This window comes from Fulvimarina manganoxydans (assembly GCF_900176465.1).
Taxonomy (GTDB): domain Bacteria; phylum Pseudomonadota; class Alphaproteobacteria; order Rhizobiales; family Rhizobiaceae; genus Fulvimarina; species Fulvimarina manganoxydans.
The window spans coordinates 508,579-529,774 of the sequence record NZ_FWXR01000001.1 but is presented as its reverse complement, the minus strand read 5'-3'; the positions used below and the strand labels follow the sequence as shown (position 1 = coordinate 529,774).

13 protein-coding genes are annotated in these 21,196 nt (G+C 59.7%); 7 read left to right on the top strand and 6 right to left on the bottom strand.

Features of this window, described 5'->3' with window-relative positions; translation table 11 throughout:
- Positions 1-160: 160 nt before the first annotated feature.
- The 7 genes from addB (at position 161) to B9A15_RS02345 (ending at position 10,192) form a co-directional block, all read left to right on the top strand.
- Positions 161-3,286, top strand: a complete 3,126-nt coding sequence (gene addB / locus B9A15_RS02375) for a double-strand break repair protein AddB (protein ID WP_084408340.1) — start codon at positions 161-163, stop codon at positions 3,284-3,286.
- Complete coding sequence (gene addA, locus B9A15_RS02370) at positions 3,283-6,945, top strand: double-strand break repair helicase AddA (RefSeq protein ID WP_084408339.1); 3,663 nt, start codon at positions 3,283-3,285, stop codon at positions 6,943-6,945. Before addB ends, addA begins: the two co-directional genes overlap by 4 nt.
- Before the next feature lie 58 nt (positions 6,946-7,003).
- On the top strand, positions 7,004-7,321 hold the full coding sequence (gene trxA / locus B9A15_RS02365; RefSeq protein WP_084408338.1) for a thioredoxin: 318 nt from the start codon (positions 7,004-7,006) through the stop codon (positions 7,319-7,321).
- Positions 7,322-7,724: 403 nt separating this feature from the next.
- Positions 7,725-8,138 carry a hypothetical protein gene (locus B9A15_RS02360; protein WP_084408337.1) on the top strand — a complete coding sequence of 138 codons (414 nt, stop codon included), beginning with the start codon at positions 7,725-7,727 and terminating at the stop codon, positions 8,136-8,138.
- Positions 8,135-9,439 carry a relaxase/mobilization nuclease domain-containing protein gene (locus B9A15_RS02355; protein ID WP_084408336.1) on the top strand — a complete coding sequence of 435 codons (1,305 nt, stop codon included), beginning with the start codon at positions 8,135-8,137 and terminating at the stop codon, positions 9,437-9,439. The genes B9A15_RS02360 and B9A15_RS02355 overlap by 4 nt, the downstream gene beginning before the upstream one ends.
- 22 nt (positions 9,440-9,461) lie before the next feature.
- Positions 9,462-9,749 carry a hypothetical protein gene (locus tag B9A15_RS02350; RefSeq protein WP_084408335.1) on the top strand — a complete coding sequence of 96 codons (288 nt, stop codon included), beginning with the start codon at positions 9,462-9,464 and terminating at the stop codon, positions 9,747-9,749.
- A 263-nt stretch (positions 9,750-10,012) separates the two neighbouring features.
- A complete protein-coding gene (locus B9A15_RS02345) occupies positions 10,013-10,192 on the top strand; it encodes a hypothetical protein (RefSeq protein WP_084408334.1) in 180 nt (59 codons plus the stop codon).
- A 358-nt stretch (positions 10,193-10,550) separates the two neighbouring features.
- Here B9A15_RS02345 and B9A15_RS02340 read toward each other — a convergent pair whose 3' ends face one another.
- The 6 genes from B9A15_RS02340 to B9A15_RS02310 form a co-directional block, all read right to left on the bottom strand.
- Positions 10,551-13,667 carry a type I restriction endonuclease subunit R gene (locus B9A15_RS02340; RefSeq protein ID WP_084408333.1) on the bottom strand — a complete coding sequence of 1,039 codons (3,117 nt, stop codon included), beginning with the start codon at positions 13,665-13,667 and terminating at the stop codon, positions 10,551-10,553.
- Positions 13,660-14,775 carry an ATP-binding protein gene (locus B9A15_RS02335; RefSeq protein WP_084408332.1) on the bottom strand — a complete coding sequence of 372 codons (1,116 nt, stop codon included), beginning with the start codon at positions 14,773-14,775 and terminating at the stop codon, positions 13,660-13,662. Before B9A15_RS02335 ends, B9A15_RS02340 begins: the two co-directional genes overlap by 8 nt.
- A 1-nt stretch (position 14,776) precedes the next feature.
- Positions 14,777-15,388 carry a restriction endonuclease subunit S gene (locus B9A15_RS02330; RefSeq protein ID WP_084408331.1) on the bottom strand — a complete coding sequence of 204 codons (612 nt, stop codon included), beginning with the start codon at positions 15,386-15,388 and terminating at the stop codon, positions 14,777-14,779.
- Positions 15,385-16,932, bottom strand: a complete 1,548-nt coding sequence (locus tag B9A15_RS02325) for a type I restriction-modification system subunit M (protein WP_084408330.1) — start codon at positions 16,930-16,932, stop codon at positions 15,385-15,387. The genes B9A15_RS02330 and B9A15_RS02325 overlap by 4 nt, the downstream gene beginning before the upstream one ends.
- Before the next feature lie 870 nt (positions 16,933-17,802).
- The gene (locus B9A15_RS02315) at positions 17,803-20,160 is read right to left on the bottom strand and encodes a hypothetical protein (protein ID WP_084408328.1); all 2,358 of its coding nucleotides are present in this window, start codon (positions 20,158-20,160) and stop codon (positions 17,803-17,805) included.
- Positions 20,157-20,999 carry an SEL1-like repeat protein gene (locus B9A15_RS02310; protein ID WP_084408327.1) on the bottom strand — a complete coding sequence of 281 codons (843 nt, stop codon included), beginning with the start codon at positions 20,997-20,999 and terminating at the stop codon, positions 20,157-20,159. The genes B9A15_RS02315 and B9A15_RS02310 overlap by 4 nt, the downstream gene beginning before the upstream one ends.
- Between the last annotated feature and the right edge of the window lie 197 nt (positions 21,000-21,196).

Below are 21,196 nucleotides of genomic sequence, written 5' to 3'. Positions count from 1 at the left end.
CTCTTCGGGCTCCTTTCTCGCGTGTTGCGGTCGTCTGCCGACTTCAGGGCCCCGTCATTCGCCAAAAAGAAGGGCATTTCAAGGGTTGCCGGCCGATCCGTCCAGAGCTTGCAGGCCACGCCCCCTGTGGCGAGCGGATGGATCAGTCTATGGTCGCCCCATGCGGCCTCATCTTTTTTCGATTCCTCCCGGCATTGCGTTTTCGAAGACGCTCGCGGCAAGCCTCCTCGAAGGGCGTTTGATCGAGGGCTGGCGCCATGATGGCGACCCGCTCGCGCTCTCCGACGTGCTCATCTACGTCCCGACCCGGCGCGCCGCCCGCAGCCTGGCAGGAAGCTTTCAGCAGCTTCTGGGCGGCGCATCGGCCATCCTGCCCCAGATCCGGCCGATCGGCGAGGGCGACGAGGCGGAAATACTCGCCGCGAGAAACGCGACGCCCGTTCTGGAGCCGGTCATGGGCGAGCTCGAACGCCGGCTGAGGCTCGGCCAACTAACCCGGCGTTGGCGAACGATGACCCGGGAGGCCGAACTCACCGCCCTCATCGGCGAAGATGTGGTGCTGCCAGCTTCGGCGGCCGATGCCTTGGCGCTGGCGCGCGATCTCGGCGCTCTTCTCGACGAGATCGAGACTGAAGACGTCACGATCTCGGCGCTTGCGGGCCTCGCGCCGGAAGCTCTCGCCGAATGGTGGCGGCTGACACTGACTTTCCTGACCATCGTGACGGAACACTGGCCGGCCGTTCTGTCCGAACAGGATCGCATCAGCGAAGCCCGGGCGCAAAATCTGTGGCTCCAGGCCGAGGCCGACCGGCTGACGCGCTCGCCGCCCAATGGACCGGTCATCCTCGCCGGCTCGACTGCGACCGCGCCGAAGACCATCGCCTTGATGCGCGTCATCGCCCATCTCGAAAAGGGCGCCGTGATCCTGCCAGGTCTCGACACCCATCTCGACGAAGAGAGCTTTTCGAAGATTGACAGAGAACGGGCCATCGCGGCTCCGGGCCATCATCAATATGGGCTGAAGCGCATTCTGGAAGGCCTTCTTGCGGACCGCGACGCGGTGATCGCGCTCGGGGCGACCGAGGCCGGCCTTGCTGCACGCGAGCGCTTCCTCTCCGATGCGCTGCGGCCCGCCGAGACGACAGATCGCTGGGGTTCGAGCGCCGGCGCCCATCCAAGCGACGCGCTGGAGGGGATTGCGCTCATCGAAGCAGCCGATCCCCGCGAGGAGGCGCTCGCGATCGCCTGCGCCATGCGGACCGCGCTGAGCGATCCGAATGCAAGCTGTGCCCTCATCACTCCGGACCGCAATCTCGCACGCCGGGTGGTGGTCGAGCTCGCGCGCTTCGGGATCACTGCCAACGATTCGGCCGGACGCCCGCTCGGCGCCACCGCGCCGGGCACGCTTCTGTCGACGCTTCTGTCCGTCGCCTTCGAGCCTGGCGATCCGATCGCGCTCATTGCCCTGCTGAAGCACCCTCTCACCCGGCTCGGCCTTCCTGCGGGCGATGCCCGAAACGCGGCGCGGACGATCGAGCTTCTCGTCCTCCGTGGAACGGTCGACATTGCCGATGGAGCGCGGCTGTCGGCGATGGTCGAGGCGCGTCTTGGAGAAATCCGCAAGGCGCGTTCCGGCGAGGCGACGGCGATCCGCCTTGCCCGACCGGTGCGGCTCGTCTCGGACGAGGCGCTGGAACGGGCCATCGATTTCGCGGCGCGCTTCGACAAGGCGATCGCGTCCTTGATCGCCCTGCGCGGTGATACGGAGCGTGAACTATCGGACTACGCATCCGTCCTGATCCGCAGCTTGGAAGCCTTCGCCTGTAACGAGGAACGCGATACGCGCGAGCTCTATGCCGAAGAGCCTGGGCGCGTCATGAAGGACTTTCTGGCCAATCTCGCCGCCGCGCCAAAGACCGGTTTCGGCTTCCCATCTGGCGAACTCGGCGATGTCGCCGACACCTTGATGGCCGACGCGACGGTCCGCCCGCGCGGCGGGCTTTCAAACCGCGCCTTCGTCTGGGGCACATTGGAAGCACGCCTCCAAAGCGTCGACACGGCCATCCTCGGAGGATTGAACGAAGCCACCTGGCCGCCAAACGCCAAGACCGGCGCCTTTCTGTCGCGGATGATGCGCCGGGATCTGACGCTCGATCCTCCGGAACGGCGCATCGGTCTGTCGGCCCACGACTTCTGGATGGCGATGGGCGCAAAGACCGTGGTCATGACCCGCTCGCGGCGCATGGACGGCGCCCCGACGATCGCCTCGCGCTGGCTGCAGCGTGTTCTGGCTCTCGCCGGAGACGAACGCGGATCGGAGCTTCGCCGCCGGGGCGAGGTCTTCATCGAGGCGGCGCGCCGATTGGAGCGGGCTGAAACCATGCCCCCGGCTGAACGCCCGCGGCCCAAACCGCCCGTCGAGAAGCGCCCAACCCGTTATTCGGTGACGGAAGTGGAAACGCTGATCCGCGATCCTTACACGATCCACGCCGCGCGCATCATGAATCTCGAGCCTTTGCCACCTTTGATGCGGGCCCCCAATGTGGCCGAGCGCGGCTCGCTCTATCACGCGATCCTCTCGGACTTCATCACAGGCGGTCATGATCCGGCCACGCCGAATGCCCAGAATATCCTTATCGAAATCGCTCGCGGTCTCTTTGCCGAAGCCGATCTGCCGCCTGAGATCGAGGCGCTCTGGTGGCCCCGCCTGGAAACCATGGTCGCAGGCTATCTCGATTGGGAGCGGGCACGTCATGGCAGTGTCGCATCACGGGCGGCCGAAATCTCCGGCGGTCTCGACCTTGCCGAGATCGAGACGCGGCTGACGGCCCGCGCCGACCGTATCGACCGATTGAAGGACGGAGCGCTGCATATCGTAGACTTCAAGACCGGCGCCACGCCCTCGGTCAAACAGGCGCGCATCCTGCTCGCCCCCCAACTTGCCCTTGAGGGCGGCATCGCCCGGCGCGGCGGTTTTGCGGACACCAAGGCCGGAGAGACGATCGCCGATCTCGCCTTTCTCAGACTGAAGGAACGTGAGGTCGTGGAAGAGGGGCTGGCGACGGGCGGCACCAAGGGCGAGGATCCCGTCGATCCGGGCGAGCTCTCCGATCAGGCGATCGACAAATTCATCGGCTTGGCCGCCCTCTTCCGGCGCGAGGAGCACCCCTTCGCGTCACGAACGCGGCCGGCTTATGCCGGCGACTTCTCCGGCACCTACGATCATCTCTCCCGCGCTCGTGAATGGGTGATCGCCGGCGGCGAGGACGAAGGAGGCGAGGAATGAGCGCGCTTTCCGTCAGCGAGCGGACGAAAGAGCAGCAGCGGCTTGCGACCGACCCGACGCGGTCGGTCTTCGTTTCCGCCAATGCCGGCTCCGGCAAGACCCATGTCCTGACCGAGCGGGTGGTGCGCCTTCTCCTTTCCGGCTCCGACCCATCCAAAATCCTCTGCCTGACCTTCACCAAGGCGGCGGCAGCGGAGATGGCGAACCGGGTGTTCAAGCGGCTCGGCGCCTGGGCCATTGCAAGCCAAGAGGCGCTTGCGAAGGAGTTGGAAACGCTTGAAGAGCGCCCCCCCTCGCCCGAGCGGATCGCGGACGCCCGGCAACTCTTCGCCAAGGCGCTGGAGACGCCCGGCGGGCTGAAAATCCAGACGATCCACGCCTTTTGCGAGGCGATCCTCCATCAGTTCCCGCTGGAAGCCAATGTTCCGGCCCACTTCGACGTGCTCGACGATGCCGAGAGCCGGCTGATGCTGGGCGAGGCGAGGCGCCGGCTCATTACCGGCGCGGCTGCCGCCTCGGCCGGCGAAGAGGCTGCCGCCGAGTTGACGGCGGCATTCAGCGAGGCTTTGAGCCTTGGCGGGGAATTCGGGCTCGATCGCCTGCTTCAGGAGATCGTCGCCAAGCGTGACGATATTCGTCGCCATGTGGAAAGCTGCGGCGGTCTCGACGGAGCGATCGCGCTTCTGACCCGCGCGCTCGGCCTGTCTCCGCGCGACGACGAGGCTCGGCTTCTGTCCGATCTGGGTGAACCGGACGGCTTCGATGCGAGCTTCCGCGTCGCCGTTCTGGCAGCGGCCGAAACGAGCGACAAGAAGACCGATCAGACGACCGCCGACATCCTGTCGCGCCTGATCGATTCTCAGGACGGCTATGAACGGCTGGCGCTTCTAAAGCGCCTCTGCCAGACCCAGAAAGGCGATCCGCGCAAGGCGAGCAGCGTCCTGACCAAGGCCGTCGCAGCGAAATTTCCCGATTTCGACGAGCGCCTGTCAGCCCTGCAGGATCATCTGAAACGCGTCGAAGACCGGCTCGCCACCTTACGCCTCTTTCGCGCCAGCCGCGCCGCCCTCGTCATCGCCGATGCCTTCGAGCGCGATTATGCGCGGCTCAAGCGGCGCCGCGGCAAGCTCGACTTCACCGACCTCATCGCCCGCACCGCCGACCTTCTCTTGCGAACGGAAGCCTCGGCCTGGGTCCATTACAAGCTCGACCAGGGCATCGATCACATCCTCATCGACGAGGCGCAGGATACGAGCCCGCGCCAATGGCAGGTGATGCGCCAGCTGATCGACGAGTTTTTCGCCGGAAAAGGCAGCCACAATCGCCCGCGTTCGGTCTTTGCCGTCGGTGACGAGAAGCAATCGATCTATTCCTTTCAGGGCGCCTCGCCGCACATGTTCGACGAGGAGCGCCGCACTGTCGCGGCCAAGGCTGAAGACGCCCGGCTCGGCTTTGCGACCGTCACGCTCAACCAGTCCTTCCGAACCGTCGAGACGATATTGCAGGCGGTCGACACGGTCTTTGCCGTGCCGGAAAACCGCGCCGGCCTTTCGGCCTCGGGCGAGGCGCCGACCCATGATGCAGCCCGGCGCGACGGGCCGGGTCTCGTCGAGGTCTGGCCGGTGATCCAGGCCGAATCGAAGGTCGAGCCGGAGGACTGGACGACGCCGATCGACGAGGAGCCGAAATCCTCACCCGCTTTCCGACTGGCCAAGCGGATCGCCGATCAGATCGGCGACTGGATCGGCGACACCATCCTTCACCGCGGCGAACCGAAGACGCTGGATGCCGGCGACTTTCTGATTCTCGTTCGCAATCGGACCGGCTTCGTCTCGGCGATGGCAGCGGCCCTGCGTGACAAGCATATCGGCGTCGCGGGCACGGATCGGCTGGTCATCACCAACCATATCGCGGTCCAGGATCTCATGGCGCTCGGCCGCGTCGTTGCCAATTTCGAGGACGATCTTTCGCTCGCGGCGGTGCTCAAGAGCCCGCTTTTCGGCTTGACCGACGACGAGCTCATGGCTCTAGCGCTGTCGCGTGGCGAGCGCGAACACCTGTCGCTGGGCTTGCGCCGGTTGGCGGGCGATGAAGGCTCTGCCCGCATTCCCGAATGGTTCGCCGATGGCGCGCCGGCAGCCAAGCTCCTGGAGAAAGCCAGAGCGGCCATGGCGCGGCTCGACGACCTGCGCGACCGCGCGGGATTCGAGAGTGTCTTTACCTTCTATGCCCGCATTCTCGGTCCCGAAGGCGGGCGCAGACAGCTGATGGCGCGGCTTGGACCCGACACGGCCGATGTGGTCGATGCCTTTCTCGATCTTGCGCTGGCGGAAGAAGCCGCTGGCGTTTCCGGTCTCGACGGCTTCCTCGCCGATCTCGAAGCGGCACCGCCAGAGATCAAGCGGGAGATGGAACAAGGTCGGCGCGAAGTGCGGATCATGACGGCCCATGCCTCGAAGGGCCTCGAGGCGCCGGTCGTATTTCTGGTCGATCCGGGCTCGGCGCCCTTTTCCCACACCCATGGCGCCCGGCTGATGCGCTGGGACGGCATGGCGGGCACGCTTTATCCGGGCCAGGCGCCGGGTTTTCTATGGCGCGCGTCGAAGGACGTGGAGACCGCTGTTCTTACAGAACTGCGCGAAAGCGAAAGGCATCTGGCGGAGGAGGAATATCGCCGGCTTCTCTATGTCGGCATGACCCGCGCGGCCGACCGGCTGGTCGTCTGCGGACTGGGGGGCGTGCGCAAACCGGGACCGGATGTCTGGCGCAGCCGCGTCGAGAACGCCTTGGCAGAGACCGCCACCACAATAGAGGACCAGGACGGAGAGCCGATCGCATGGCGGATCGGCGAACGCGGCAGAAGAGAAAGCGCGCCTTCAGCCGGCCCTCTCTCGAAGTTCGACGACGTAGCGCCAGCGCTCGATCTTTCCCCGCTTGCGCCGGAAGATCTGCCCCCTCGTCCTCTGACGCCGTCTTCGGCCGGTGCGGGCCTGGAAACCGAAACGCCGGACGATCTGGCCAGCGCCGGCGAGGCGGCCAGCGAAGTCGGCCAGGAGGGCGCCCCGCCGCTTTCGCCCATCCTCGACGGCGTCGATGGGCCGTCCTTCGCGATTCGGCGGGGCTTGATCGTCCACCGCCTTCTCCAGCATCTGCCGGATATCGACCCCGACGAGCGCCGCAGCGTCGCCGAGGCATATCTCGCCCGCACAGCGTCCGATATCACGGCCCATCACCGGGCCTATCTCCGCGACACGGTCGAGCAGGTCCTGGACGATCCGCGCTTTGCAATCGCCTTTAAAGCGCAGAGCCGCGCCGAGGTCGCCATCGGCGGAACGGTGCGTTTCCATGGGGCGGACTATCAGGTGAGCGGCACCATCGACCGCCTGGCCGTCAGCGAGCACGAGGTGCTGATCGTCGATTACAAGACGAACCGCCCACCGCCATCGACGATCGAGGCTGTCCCGGCCGAATATGTGACCCAGCTTGCAATCTACAGAGCCTTGCTCGAACCACTCTATCCTGGGCGACGTGTTCGCGCGGTTCTCCATTTCACGGAAGGTCCGCATTGGATCGAACTGCCGGTGGAGTTGATGGACAAGACCCTAGCCGGACGTGAGCCGGTCCGAGCAGGCGAGGATGGGGGTCGAGCCGGCGCTTGAACTCGCCTGCCCCCGCGTCTACTTGAGAAGCGAACTCAGACAATGGAGCCGAACGACAATGGCCACCAAAAAGGTCGATACTGCAAGTTTTGACAGCGACGTGCTCGGCTCGTCCAAGCCGGTCGTCGTGGATTTCTGGGCCGAATGGTGCGGTCCCTGTAAGATGATCGCGCCAAGCCTCGAAGAGATTTCGGAAGAGAATTCCGGCGTCGAAATCGCCAAGGTGAATATCGACGAGAATCAGGATCTCGCCGTCAAGTTCGGGGTGCGCTCGATCCCGACGCTGATGATGTTCAAGGACGGGCAGCATGTGGACACGCTGGTCGGCGCCCAATCGAAGTCCAAGCTCGCAGCCTGGATCAACGGCGCGGCCTGAGACGCCTGGCCATCTCCGTTAGACATGACAAAAGCCCGGCGATGAGGATGATCGCCGGGCTTTTTGCTTTGGGCTCGTTTGGGTGAAGGTGTTCAAACGAATCGCGGCCGAAGCGCGCCAACCGAGCCTCAGAAGTGATAGACCGATTGAGTTTGAGGAACAGAGCACGAAGCAGCTGCAGCGTTCGCAGGCAAGTTCGGTGGTCCGCAAACATACGCCGAGAGGCATTGCGGAGTGACCCGTGTAATCGGGCAGCACCTCTGCGCACCAATCGAAAATCTGTTTTTTTGAGAATTGATGGCGCACCTCGAAGGAGAGAGTTCGAACACTCTTTTTGAGGTGCTGGATGAATGGGAGCGTCATCTCGCACAGCTAGACCCGGCTAAGGGTCTGAGGTGCGGCCATGACGATCCTTCGCCATGAGTTTCACCAACAGGCTGAAAAAGCGGCGAAATATCCTTCGCCCTTCTCGCTGCGGCTGACCTATGCCGAAAAAGCGCAGTTGCTGGCGGAGGCAGGCCGCAAGCCGCTCGGCGTCTATATCCGCGAGCGGCTGTTCGGCCAGAATGCTGTTCCGCGCAAGCGGCAAGGCAACAGCCCAGTCAAGGATCACGAGGCGCTGGCGCGCGTCCTGGCAGCGCTCGGCCAGTCGCGCCTGTCCTCGAACCTGAACCAACTCGCTAAGGCCGTGAATACGGGCTCGCTGCCCGTCACCCCTGAAACCGAAGCCGATCTCCAGCAAGCCTGCCGGGACATATCCGCCCTGCGGGCCGATCTGCTGCGCGCCCTCGGCAAGAATCCGGGGGATGGGCCATGATCCTTAAGGCCAAGGAACGCGGGGACGGCCCGCAGCTCGCTCGCTACCTGCTCGCCATGCGCGACAACGATCACGTCGAGCTGCATGACGTGCGCGGCTTTGCGAGCGACGATCTGCTAGGGGCCTTCCACGAGGCCGATGCCATCGCCAGCGGCACGCGCTGCCGCAAGCACCTCTTCTCGATGAGCCTCAACCCGCCTGCGAGCGAGAATGTCAGCGCCGAAGCCTTCGAGCAGGCGATTTCCCGGATTGAGGAAATGCTCGGCCTGGAGAACCAGCCGCGCGCCATCGTCTTCCACGAAAAGGACGGGCGGCGGCACGCGCATGTCGTCTGGTCGCGCATCGATGCCGAGCGTATGCGCGCGCTGAACATGGCGCATTACAAGGTCAAGCTGCGCGACGTGTCGCAGCAGCTCTATCGCGAGCATGGCTGGGACATGCCGCGCGGGCTTGAGGATCGCAGCCTGCGCGATCCGCTGAACTTCACGCGCGCCGAATGGCAGCAAGCCCGCCGTGTGGGGCTCGACCCGAAACAGCTCAAGGCGCTTTTCCAGAAATGCTGGAAGCAGTCGGATTCCGGGGTCGCCTTCCAGAATGCGCTCAAGGAACGCGGCTTCACGCTCGCGCGCGGCGACCAGCGCGGCTTTGTCGCCGTCGATTATCGCGGTGAAATCTACAGCCTCACCCGCCTGACCGGCGCGAAAACCACGGAAGTCGCCGCCCGTCTTGGCGACCCCAAGAAACTGCCGTCTGCCGATGAGGCCCGCGCCGCGCTGGCAGCGCAAATGACCGAGCAGCTTCAGGGCTTCATCAAGGACGCCGAACGCGAGGCCGAGCGCGGCCTCAAGGTCTTGGCTTTCCGCCGCAGCGAAATGACCGGGCGTCACCGTCATGAACGGCAGGAGCTGAAACAAGCGCACGAAATGCGCTGGCTTGCTGAGACCAAAGAGCGGGCCGCCCGCCTGCCGCGCGGCTTCTCCGGCATCTGGCACCGGATCACGGGCCGCTATGGCCGGATCAGAAAGCAAAACGAGCAGGAAGCTTGGCAGGCCACGCTGCGCGACCGCGCCGAACGCGAAAGCCTCATCATCCGGCAGCTCGATGAACGCCGCGCCCTGGAACAGGAAATACAGGGCCAGCGCGAGCAGCAGCAGGCCGATCTGCTCCTGCTCCGCCAGGACATCAGCCGCTACCGCGACATGGCGGCGCCGGACCGGGAGCGCGACGACAACAAACCCGAACGCGAGGGCCGCAGCCGCTCCGGCAGGCGCAGGCGAACCCGCAGCCCCCGCATGGAATGAGCAAAGCAGAAAGGAGCCGAAGATGACTGAGCTTGTATGGACGACCTATGTACCGCGCCGCGTTTACCGCACCGCCCGCCGCCTCGAAGCGGCCTGCGAAAATGCTGAAGGCAAGCCCTCACCCATCGGCGAAGCGGAATGGCGCATGACAAGCTGGCCGACTCAATCTGGCCGCGACCTGTGGGCCGAAGTCTGGCGTTTCCTCATGGGCGAATATTGCCGCCAAGTCGATGAAAATGTGAGGGTTGTTATAGTCGACGATCCCGGCTTTGATCGCGTGATTTCCGTCTCGCCGCGACAGCTCCACTGATGTACGCCTGATCTCTTCGCTCCTGTGGCTCCTGCCTCGCGCATCCAGCGCGGGCGAAGCCTCGTCTCGCTCTCCCATCATCCTTTGACAATCCTGCCGCCCGCGATGCTGACCGCCTCAATACGTGAGGGCGTCTCTTTTCTGCATCCTCCTATCCGTCTCAATCCGATCCCGAACCATCAGACCTTCCCAGGCCGATGATGTGTGCCGGGGCCGAAAGGCCCTGAGTGGTTCGGGGCCTCCTTGAAACGAAGGAGGATACAATGAAACTCGTCTCACGTTTTGAAGCGGCAGCACGCAGCACCGCCGAATTGCACGGTCTGCTTGGAGAGGCAAAACGCGCCTTCGCCCGCGCCGTCTACGGCTCGCAAGAGCGCCACGATGCGCTGGAGTCGATCCGCAACATCGAGCATGAGCTGGCATCTCGTGCTCCACGGCTCTAAAGCCGGTGCGGCTGGCCTGACGGCCAGCCGCATATTGCCGATTTCAGCAGGTTCGCCCCGGCCATGCATATCAGTTGATGTGCGCGCATTGCCCCTCTGCCCATCTATGAATTGGCCAGCCGGTTGCCCTGCAACCGGACTAGGCCCGCGCCAATGAGCGGGGGAAGCCGTCAAGACCGCAGCCAGCGGAGGGGGATCACCCGCCCTGCACAACCCCGGACTTGATCCGGGAGCGGAAGGGTGGGGAAACCGCTGGCTCGCCCGAAGGGCTTGGTCTTGATGGATGATGGGCCGCAGGCCCCTAAAACCAGGCACAAAATGCCCAGGCGAAGGCTGGCATCTCCAAGATTACTACCAACTAGATTTTTCCACCAACACCTTTAAACTTCTCCACGAAAGCAGAGATGCGCTGGAACACGTCGCGTTTCTTGGTCAGATAGTCCGGATTGAGGGGGCTCATTTTTGGCAGGATCGAGTTCAACTCCGTACCGTTCTCGCTCGCATACTCTCGCTTAATTGATGTCGCGATATAGCGCTTCGCAGCGTCCGGATTCAGCTTTTCGCCGATAATGAGCTCTTCCGCTTCGCGGCGTTGTTCCGCTTGTGCGAATGCAAAGAAGGCCTCGATCACCCCGGCCTTGTCCCCGAGTTCATCGAGATCGGTCTGATTTATGAAATCGACGATGAGGCTTTCCTTTGCACGGTTGCCGATACTCGCGCGGATGACGCGGCGAATTTCACCGACGAGCTCAGACTTGCTTTTCGTCTTTTTGTTATGCTCGAAGATAAGCTCAAGAATGTAATCGAGATTGATCTCCTGGGATTTCAGCAGATCAACCTCAAAGACAACATCGCCCCAATCAATATTGGACTCGACTTGCTCAGAGCTTGCCTTTTCTCGGCGAAGCCAGTCCCGAATATCGTTGTAAGTCGAACGGTAGTCCTGGATCCTCCGGTCTGCGGGCATTTTGACGGTCTTCAGGTTTTCAACGTCATCATCGCTCAGATGATGCCGTTCTTTGAAGGCTGTTAGAGCTCTGGGATCACTCTGGTCGAGCTCCTGCAGCTCTCTGAGATTAGCAAATTCATCGTAGTTCTGAAGGATATTCTCAACACGGAGATACTCACCGAACAGCTTCGCAAAGGCCTTTTTGTCAGCCTCCTTTGCAATCGCCGAGGGGTCGGGGAAACGTTCTTCAAGCTCCTTTACAACATCTATGAAGCCGCGTCTTGCCTCTCCGGTCGTCTGGTCCGTGAAGCCCTCCATGTATTCCGAGTAGCTTTTTTCGAGGACGACGTTCTTGGTGTTCGCATTACCGAACAGCGTAATCGCTTTGACGGTCGCCTCTTCGAGGTCGCGGAAGGTGACGATGTTTCCGAATGACTTGGTCGCATCATAAATGCGGTTGGTACGGGAATAGGCCTGAATGAGACCGTGAAAGCGCAGGTTCTTGTCCACGAACAGCGTGTTGAGCGTCGGTGCATCAAAGCCAGTCAGGAACATGCCCACCACAATGAGCAGATCCACTTCTTTGGACTTCACCCGCTTGGCCAGATCCCGATAATAATTCTGGAAGCCTTTGCTATCGACGCTGAAATTCGTTTTGAAAAAGGCATTGTAATCCGCGATGGCTGCGCTCAGGAATTCCTTGGCGCTGCTGTTTAGCGCGGAAACCTCAAAGCTCTCGTCGGGAATGTCGCCAATTGCGTCCTGCTCCTCATTAGCCGCAAACGAAAAAATCGTCGCGATCTTCAACGGTTTGTCGCTATCTGCCTGCAGCTTGTTCAGGCTCTCATAATAGAGCTTTGCCGCCTCGACACTGCTCACGGCAAACATGGCATTAAAACCCTTGTTGTCCCCATAAAGCCGATGCGTCTTGCGGCGGAAGTTGTCGAGGATGTACTGCGAAATTTCAGCGATACGTTGAGGATGCTGAAGGGCCTGACGGTTTTCAGCGGCTGTCAGTTTCTTCTCATCCTGCTCGGTCTCAATGGCCTTAAATTGCGGCCGCACATCGTTGTAGTCGACCTTGAACTTCAGGACCTTCTCATCGCGGATGGCGTCGGTGATGACGTATGAGTGGAGTTCGTTCCCGAACACGCTGGCAGTTGTCTCTGCCCCTGAGGCATTTTCCGGGAAGATCGGCGTGCCTGTGAAGCCAAACTGGCAGAAGTATTTGAACTTGCGTTTGAGGTTCTTCTGCGCCTCACCAAACTGGCTACGATGGCATTCGTCGAAAATGAAGACGACGCGCTGGGTATAGACCGGCAGGTCGCCCTCACTCTTCATCAGATTGTTGAGCTTCTGGATCGTCGTGACGATGATCTTGTTGTCGTCCTTAGAGAGGTTCCGCTTCAATCCGGCGGTGCTGTCTGAGCCATTGACGCTATCCGGGGAGAAACGCTGATACTCCTTCATCGTCTGGTAATCGAGGTCCTTGCGGTCGACCACGAAAAAGACCTTGTCGATGAAGTCGAGCTGCGTGGCGAGGCGCGCCGCCTTGAAGCTGGTCAGCGTCTTGCCTGAACCTGTCGTATGCCAGATATACCCGCCGCTTTCGGGCTTGCCCAAAATCTTGCCTTGAGGCGTCTTGGCTTCGAATGAGCTTCGGATCTTCCTCAGGATGCGTTCCGTTGCCGCGATCTGGTAAGGACGCATCACCAGTAGCGTATCGCTCACATCAAAGACGGAATAGTCCAACAACACCTTCAAGAGGGTGCGCTTCTCGAAGAAAGTTGCCGTAAAATCCTTCAGGTCCCGGATCAGGCTGTTATCGGCCTGCGCCCAGTTCATAGTGAAGTCGAAGCTGTTCTTGTCGCGTTTGGTCGTGTTGGCGAAGTAGCGGGTATCGGTACCGTTCGAGATCACGAAGATCTGGAGGTATTTGAAAAGCGAACTGTCCGAGTTGAAGCTCTCTTTGCTGTAACGGTGGATCTGGTTGAACGCCTCACGGATGGCGACGCCGCGCTTTTTCAGTTCCACCTGCACCAGCGGCAAACCATTCACGAGGATCGTCACATCATAGCGATTCGCATGCGCTCCGGCCTGCTCGAATTGCTTAATAACCTGAACTTTGTTGTGACAGACATTTCCCTTATCGACGAGATAGATGTTCTGAATCCGGCCATCATCGAAGACGAAATCGAAGATGTAGTCGTCATGGAGCTTGCGGGCTTTGTCCGTCGCGCTGTCGCTGGGCTTGTCCAAATAGGTTTCGACGAAGCGCGCCCACTCCTTATCAGTAAACTGAACATCATTGAGCGCCTGCAGCTGCACACGCACATTGGCCAGCATGGCGTCTGTTGACTTCAGATCGGCCCGAAATTCGTAGCCCTGATTGCGTAGGTCTTGGATCAGCTCGCGCTCGAGGTCGGCCTCGGACTGATAGCTGTCCGCCGCCTCCCAGGCGCGCACATATTTATCGAGGACGATGAAACGATTGGTCTCAGCGATGGTGGTGGTCTGCTCAGCCATTCGGCGCTCCCTCCTGCCAATAGCTGTAATTGTTGCGCAGATGCTCCAGAAGGAGCTTTACTGTCTGCTTCTCTTGCGCAGACGGCTCGGCAACGGCCTCGTTCGAAAGCGTGCTATGGCTCGTAAACTGAATGATGCGGTTGAAGTAAAGCTGCTGGTCGCCCGGCAGCAGCTCAGACCATCGCGGATAGCCCAGAAAGTTCGAAGTCTTTTCATAGAGATTGCGCAGCAGGGTGAAGTGATAGCGCTCGATCCTATCCGCCGCGATTGCCTCCTCCAGCGTCTGCTTGAGGTAAAGGTGATAAGAAAAGCTCTGGTTTGAGTCGCCACTCTTCACGCCCAGATCAAAGGTTCCGTCTTCAAGGCGTTTCAGCATGTAGCAGGTCTTGTTTTTCAGCTCATTGAACAGCACGTTGAAGAAAAGCGGGCTATGCGTCGTGATGATAAACTTCAGGCCGTTCGTGCTTTCACTTCTCCTAATCAGGTCGGCGACATCAACGGCGAGCTGAATGAGGTGGTTCTCGTCAAGCGAACTGACCGGGTCATCAATGAAGACATATTGAAGGTCATTGAACTGGTCCGTCTCGCGATCATCAACCTCGGTGATGTTGCGCGTGCTGATCACCTGATCCAACAGGCAATAGAAGACGCTCCAGATGAAGTTGCTCTCCTCGCCTTTGGAGATTTTCAGATTGCCGGTGCTCGTATCAGTGCCGCGCTCAAGCGAGAAGGTCACCTCTGAAAAATCGGGGCTGAAGCGCGGCGTCAAATTCGGTTGGGTATAGCGCTGGAACGCTGTGATGACCCTAGTATCGAGTCCGAGGACTTCAAAGGCGGATTTCGTGTAAGAATTCGGATGAATGCAAAGCTTCCGCTCAGTATCGCCGGTGAGGTCATTGTCCCAGAAGAACAGGTCTTCAGTGAAAGCGTTGTAGTAAAGCACTTTTGGCCGATAATCGTCGTCCCGTTCCTCGGTCTTCGGGTCGATCAGTTCCCTGAATTCGCGTGACAGTCGCGTCTTGCCGGAGGCATTGAACGCATAGATCAACTGCACCTTCTTGTCGGCGTCCCGCAGCGTTTCAGATATCTCTGTCAGCGACTGTCCCATCCTAATCCGATGCCTGCTCAGGTTTCGGGAAGGTCAGCAGCTCATCGCGGTAGTGCTTATATTGCTTCTCACGCAAAGTAAGCTCGGCGGTAAGCTCGGCGGTAAGCTGGGTGAAGCTATCCAGTATCCGAACAATCTCCCCCTGTATCGCCAAAGACTTATCCGGATCATTTGGGCACGGAATTGGTATGGCCAACTCTTTAAGTTTACTGGCGTTGAGAGCTGGAATTCCATCAAATGTGCACAGAGAGTGAATCTCGGACTGCATTTCAAGCAAGAGGTGATAGAGAAATCTGACCGCCAAACTTACATTCGGACGCACACTGACGGCATAGTTGAGGTTGCCACGATAGTACTTGCCTTCTTGCCAGGTAATTGAGCCGACACCTGCACCTCGTGTTGTGACGCCGATTGGGTCGTCGTCAGTATTCCATTTATCAATAAAGCCAAGAGGTTCTCGCCCGCTGTTGATGACAGGGTAAGGCCCCGGATTGGTGGCAATCAGGTTTTTATTGACCAGTTGGCCTGTTTTGACCGTTGTTAGTTCACCCAACGGCACCCACGCGACATCAGCCCCACCGAGCAGTTTCTCCAGAAAGCCCGCCGCGCTCATGCGTCAATCTCCGCAATGATGGCGTCGATGTCGGCGCGCAGCTGATTGATCCGATCTACCGTCGCGCTGATCTCTTCATTCAGTTCATTGATGTTCACAACCTCGCGCGTGTCGCGCGGCTCAACATAGGAACTGACAGAGAGGTTATAGCCCCGTTCCACGATCGTCTCATAGGGCACCGAAGCCGCGACATGGTCGACGTCCTCCTTGCGATCAAAAATCTCCATCACCCGCGCGATGTGATTGTCCGTCATCAGATTGGTGTTGGTGGCCTTCTTGAAGAACTCTTCCCCGCTGGCGTCGATGAATTGGATGGCCGTGTCGGTTTTGTTCTTGGCGAGCACGAGGATCGTCACCGCGATGGTCGTGCCATAGAAAAGGTTGGAGGCGAGGGCGATCACCGTCTCGACATAGTTGTTATCGACCAGATATTGCCGGATCTTCTTCTCCGCCCCGTCGCGATAGAATATCCCAGGGAAGCATACAATCGCCGCGCGGCCTTTGGCCGAGAGATAGCTGAGCGCATGGAGCACAAAGGCGAAATCGGCCTTTGATTTGGGTGCCAGCACGCCCGCCGGAGCAAAGCGGTCATCGTTGATCAGGGTCGGATCGTCCGAGCCGATCCACTTTACCGAATAAGGCGGGTTGGAGACGATGGCGTCAAAGGGTTTGTCGTCCTGGAAATGCGGCTGGGTCAGCGTATCGCCGCGCTGAATATTGAACTTGTCGTAATTGATGTTGTGCAGGAACATGTTCATGCGAGCGAGGTTGTAGGTCGTGTGGTTGATCTCCTGCCCGAAGAAACCCTCTTCGATGATATGTTCGTCAAAGTGCTTCTTGGCCTGCAGCAAGAGCGAGCCAGAGCCGCAGGCCGGGTCGTAAATCTTGTTGACCTTTTCCTGCCCATGCATCGCGAGCTGCGCGATGAGCTTTGAGACGTGTTGTGGGGTGAAGAACTCCCCGCCGGATTTGCCCGCATTGGCGGCATAGTTCGAGATCAGGAATTCATAGGCATCGCCGAACAGATCAATCTGACTGTTGTGGAAGTCGCCGAAATCGAGTTCTGCAACACGTTTCAGGACCTTGGCTAATCGGCTGTTCTTTTCCGTGACGGTATTGCCAAGGCGTGTGCTGGTCGTGTCGAAATCAGCGAAAAGGCCTCTGATGTCCTGCTCGGAAGGGTAGCCATTGGCCGATGATTCGATCGCTGCGAAGATGTGCGCCAGATCGGTGTTCAAGCTGTCATTCGTGTTGGCGTTCTTCGCGACATTCACAAACAGCTGGCTGGGATAGATGAAATAGCCCTTGGTCTTGATGGCGTCGTCCTTGATATCATCGGTGATGACGTCATCGGATAGAGCCGCATAGTCGATGCTCTCATCATCCGCCTCGATATAGGCGGCGAAGTTCTCGCTGATGAAACGATAGAAGAGCGTACCCAGGACATACTGCTTAAAGTCCCAGCCATCGACGGAGCCGCGCACATCGTTTGCGATGTCCCAGATTTTCCGTTGTAGCGCTGCGCGTTGCTCTTGCCCCGTCATATTTTCTTATCCTTGTTCGGGCTGACCCCTCGATTGATGCTATCCCTAGTATTCACACGCCGAGACCGTCCCGCGTCACCAACATTGAACCTGGGTTGTTTATTGTCATGAGCGACTGAGTGGTGGCTTTGTGCTCGCGGCGCGTATGCATCGACATACGAGCGCATAAACTCGCGCAGGACTTGGGCGGCGGGTTTGTCTTCCGCCTTGCAAGCGGCAACGAATTGCTCCCGCAATTCCCGCTGTACCCTGATTCTGATTCCGACGTCCTTCATAGCGTGAGAAGTGTAGCCAATGGGTACACATATGGGAAGTCCTTTTAGCACTACCGCTGATGTCGCTCAGTCAGAACCTGAGCGGGGCAAAGCGCAGGCAACCGGGATCATCTTTGGCATGATGCCGGATCCAATCGGCGTCGATTGGTCTCCATGAAATGGTCGTGGGTATCGGGGTGCGAAAACCCTGATCGGCATCCAATCCGCGCAGGGTTGGTCGGGGTTCCAAGGGGTGCGACACGCCCTTTGGTCGGTGGGATGGCTCCAAGGAAGGGCAGCACGAACGCTCCCTTCCTGGTCTCCATGAAATGGTCTAGGGTCTTGGGGGCAGGAACGCCCGCCAAGTCGATGGGTGCAGGGAGAGCGAAGTCTCCCGCGAGTGGTTGACCGGCGATACGGTCTGTGGCTCTGGAACGGGTTCAATACCCTGGAAGAGCCACGGCCTGGGGGATGCAACGGGGGCGCGCAGCGGCCCCCTTGCCAAGATGGTTTTGTATTACAAAACACATCTTGCGCTACCCCGGAACGACATCCCAGCTGAGCGTAGTACGAAGCCACACGTCTGAATGCTCCTATGATTTCGCTTGCCAGCAGCTCAGCGCCTGCATTGTCTCAATTCGGCATCAACCATCGGATACAGGTTTAGCATGACGTTGAATGTTGGCTCTTCCGATGCGACGAGAAACAATCGTTGGTTCTCGGAAAGAAAGCCGGTCAGGATGTCACCGGCGCAGCGACAGTAGCTCTCCGGGCTGCTCACAGGCGGATTGTTGCGCCTCAAATGAGATATGCAGATATCGCGCATTGACAGCTTATCAGCCGGAACACCCTTCATCGGATCACGGACAAAGGCCAGCGCGTTGTCTTGGAACCGAATAGCCGCCTCGTCGTAGCAATCGAAATTTCTCAGAAACAAGACGGCATCGGCGCTGACGCTGCGCCTGAATTCCTCTTGTTGAATTGCCGCATCCATAAGTCGCCCAGGGTTCTGAAGGTTTTTGGCCAGGTTCTCCAACTGCTCCATCCCGAGCCGTTGCAGGTCGGGATTGCGGATATCTGATCCTAACAGGGCGGACTGCCCGGCCAGTTCAACCTCAAGGCTTTTGAGGTTTGGACAACTGTTGCCGATTTCGGCAGTCACGCCGCCTAGATAAATCTTCGCGCCATCAGCGCCAAATTCATGCAACCTGCCAAAATCGGCTTCGTAGGTGCCGACCATGACAGCACTATTGGTCCAGGGCTGAGTGCGAAAGGCGCTATCCGCCGCTGAGGTTACGGGAACGTCCGGCGTCTGTCGGCCCAGGGGGTTCGTGGCATCGAAAGCCGTGTCTTGTTTATCTGGCTCACTTCCGGCCGGAAAGTCACCGCCTCCTGAGGCGGCATTCTTCGTGGAATCGGCAATCACGCCATCCACCCACGCATTTACCGCGTCGTGGTATAAGTCCCAAAACCGCTCGTAGGTCGATGGCTGTGGCAGGATGTTCCGGGCGCGGATCACCTGGTCCCGGATTGGATAAAAGGCCTGAGCCTGCACGGCAGCCGCCAGCGACAGTCGCAACTCCTCTTCGGCAGGGGGTGTCAGGTTCTGCATTTCGCTCGAAAGGCGTGCGAGCCCTGCACGAAAAGCAGCACTCGTCGAATACGCCTGGAATTCTTTCTCGATCTCGGCTTGCAAACGGCCAAGATTGAGGAGCTTTTCATAGGCGGGCATATCTGGATCGGTTTCTCGAACAGCGGCGTCGACATAAGCGACCATCCACTCCTCCGCCTTCTGCATTGCGGGCTGTCCGGCTTCCGGCGATTGGCTCAGGCGGAGCAATGAGGCCAGCTCCTCCTTTGACGGCAGTGCTTTCTCCGTCTCCACCAGAGCGGCCACCACTTGGCCTTCCAACTGCGTTCGCTTTGCCGATATCGCCTGCATAAGCTCAGCAAGATCAGTTGGCCACAGAGGCTCCAGACGTTCCGCTGCTTCTGCGGCCAGTTCGTCTAGTCTGTCCAAGGCGCTTTGATCCTGCGGAAGTCGGTCAAGGCTGCCGATAATCCGCTCCTTCCAATCCGTCGCGGCCTCAATGTCGGCAATCCCACGTTTGAAAACGGTGTTCTGTGTCGTGCGGTACATGCTGTAGAGGACACGGAACATCTCCTCATCCCTTAGCCTGCATTCCCGGCGGTCGCGGTACTTGCGATCGATCGCTTGATAGATTTGCTTGGTTATTGTCGAAGTCGGGAATCCGAAAAACGGCTCGAAGCGATCATCCCTGAAAAGGTTGCGCTCCATCTGCGGTGGAACACCCCTGAGATCGTGTGCCGACCTTATGTCGGGAAAAGCAGCGATAAGCTGATCGCCCCATGCCTGAAAGGCATCGCAGAACTCCTGCGGCGTGTCGGCTTCCATGATCGTCACAGCGGGCGGCGCACTGGTCACCTCCACAAGGCTTGCCGTGGCTTCTTGCAATTGAGCGGGTGATGTTACCCTCCGGAAGTGGAAAGTTCCGCACTGACGGCGCAGGTCCGCTGTGCCTTCCAGCGTGTTGCCGTCCTCGCTCACCAAGCCATCGAAGGAGATATCCGGCGATTTCTCTCCATCAATCAGTGCGCCGGCGGTAAGATTGATTGAGCCCGTAAAAGGGTCAACTTCGTACTCATAGGAGCGGCTGCCGCTAGCGCCGCTCTTGCCGACAGGTGGATAGTAATCCACCCTTGCCGCTCCGGAATCATTTTCGCTTTCTATGGTCAAGGTGACGAGCGATGACGCGCTTCCGCATGTGAAGGAGCCCTCCCAAATGCCCGTGACTGAGAAGCTGTCACTGGCCGATCTGGATGGGTCCGTTACATATTCGACCGCGACCAGTGGAATAGTTTGGCTTTGTAATTCGCTTTGAGCGGGTATTAGCAAACCGCTAATGCCACCGAAAAGGAGCGCACCCAGGGCGAGCGATATAGAGCCTGTCATTGAGAACTCCTGTGAAGAGCGACGTATCGATTGAGATTCTCAAAAAACGTCTCCGGAAACGCCCCATCGCAGCCGTGTCGGGCGACGAAGGTCGCTGCGTCATAGTCACCGGCGGATGAGTATATCTGGATGTCTCCGCCGGACTCCATCTCCGGCGTTACAGGCCCCTTGAATCGAAGTTCGAGGAGCCGCATCAGATTGGCCGGTCGGACGCGCCCACGGCACTCGCTATTGGCAGCGACCGCGAAGCTGTAGACATAAGCGATCAACAGCGGCTGCGTGCTCAAATCCAGAGAAGTCGAGAGTTCCGATATGCCGTTGTTGATGCCCGCCGCCATCGGTATCAGGAAGGCATCGGCGTCAAATGTCACGGCGGCCAGCAAGGGTGCTGCACCCTCGAAGCCGCTATCCAGCGCCGTCTGATAGTGCTGCCTTGCCTGCATTAGGTCGGCCTCCAGTCCAAGACCGAAGCGATAGGCATCGCCGAGAAAGAGATGAGCGATGGCGTAATCCTGCTTTGCCGCCGCGCTGAGCTGCGCCAGCGCCTCTTCCTCTCTCCCCGCGGCAAAGAGGGCCCGCCCAAGCTGGAAAGAAAAACGAACGACCGAAGGATACTCTGCGACAGCATTTTCGCATACCGTGACCGCCAATAATGGCACCAGGTCCGCGTCCGGGACGCCGGGGCTTATGCGGTCGGGGTCATCCGGATGAGAGACGAGGAAGTCGCAGTCGTGAAGAAGCGGTACATCCGCGTCTGAGGTCTGCGCCCATACAACGGCAGGCGCAAGCGCCCCTGCCAAGAGGCAGCATCCTGCAAGCAACGCACGCGACAGCGGCATCGGCTAGTCCCTACACTTACGAATTACGAAAAGTTAAGCTATCGTTAACTGATTGGCGAGTCCCGTTATTGGGGGAGATTCCAATGAGACCGTCCCAAGCGCTGCTTCTTGCTGTTATCGCGCTGTTTTCGTTCTGGGGTCCAGGCACAGCGAACGCTGCGTGGCTCTCTCCGGAGCGCAGCCTGGCTCATGACACC

Coding starts and splice junctions, on each gene's coding strand:
- addB (WP_084408340.1), top strand. CDS start 161: ATGCGGCCTCATCTTTTTTCGATTCCTCCCGGCATTGCGTTTTCGAAG.
- addA (WP_084408339.1), top strand. CDS start 3,283: ATGAGCGCGCTTTCCGTCAGCGAGCGGACGAAAGAGCAGCAGCGGCTT.
- trxA (WP_084408338.1), top strand. CDS start 7,004: ATGGCCACCAAAAAGGTCGATACTGCAAGTTTTGACAGCGACGTGCTC.
- B9A15_RS02360 (WP_084408337.1), top strand. CDS start 7,725: ATGACGATCCTTCGCCATGAGTTTCACCAACAGGCTGAAAAAGCGGCG.
- B9A15_RS02355 (WP_084408336.1), top strand. CDS start 8,135: ATGATCCTTAAGGCCAAGGAACGCGGGGACGGCCCGCAGCTCGCTCGC.
- B9A15_RS02350 (WP_084408335.1), top strand. CDS start 9,462: ATGACTGAGCTTGTATGGACGACCTATGTACCGCGCCGCGTTTACCGC.
- B9A15_RS02345 (WP_084408334.1), top strand. CDS start 10,013: ATGAAACTCGTCTCACGTTTTGAAGCGGCAGCACGCAGCACCGCCGAA.
- B9A15_RS02340 (WP_084408333.1), bottom strand. CDS start 13,667: ATGGCTGAGCAGACCACCACCATCGCTGAGACCAATCGTTTCATCGTC.
- B9A15_RS02335 (WP_084408332.1), bottom strand. CDS start 14,775: ATGGGACAGTCGCTGACAGAGATATCTGAAACGCTGCGGGACGCCGAC.
- B9A15_RS02330 (WP_084408331.1), bottom strand. CDS start 15,388: ATGAGCGCGGCGGGCTTTCTGGAGAAACTGCTCGGTGGGGCTGATGTC.
- B9A15_RS02325 (WP_084408330.1), bottom strand. CDS start 16,932: ATGACGGGGCAAGAGCAACGCGCAGCGCTACAACGGAAAATCTGGGAC.
- B9A15_RS02315 (WP_084408328.1), bottom strand. CDS start 20,160: ATGACAGGCTCTATATCGCTCGCCCTGGGTGCGCTCCTTTTCGGTGGC.
- B9A15_RS02310 (WP_084408327.1), bottom strand. CDS start 20,999: ATGCCGCTGTCGCGTGCGTTGCTTGCAGGATGCTGCCTCTTGGCAGGG.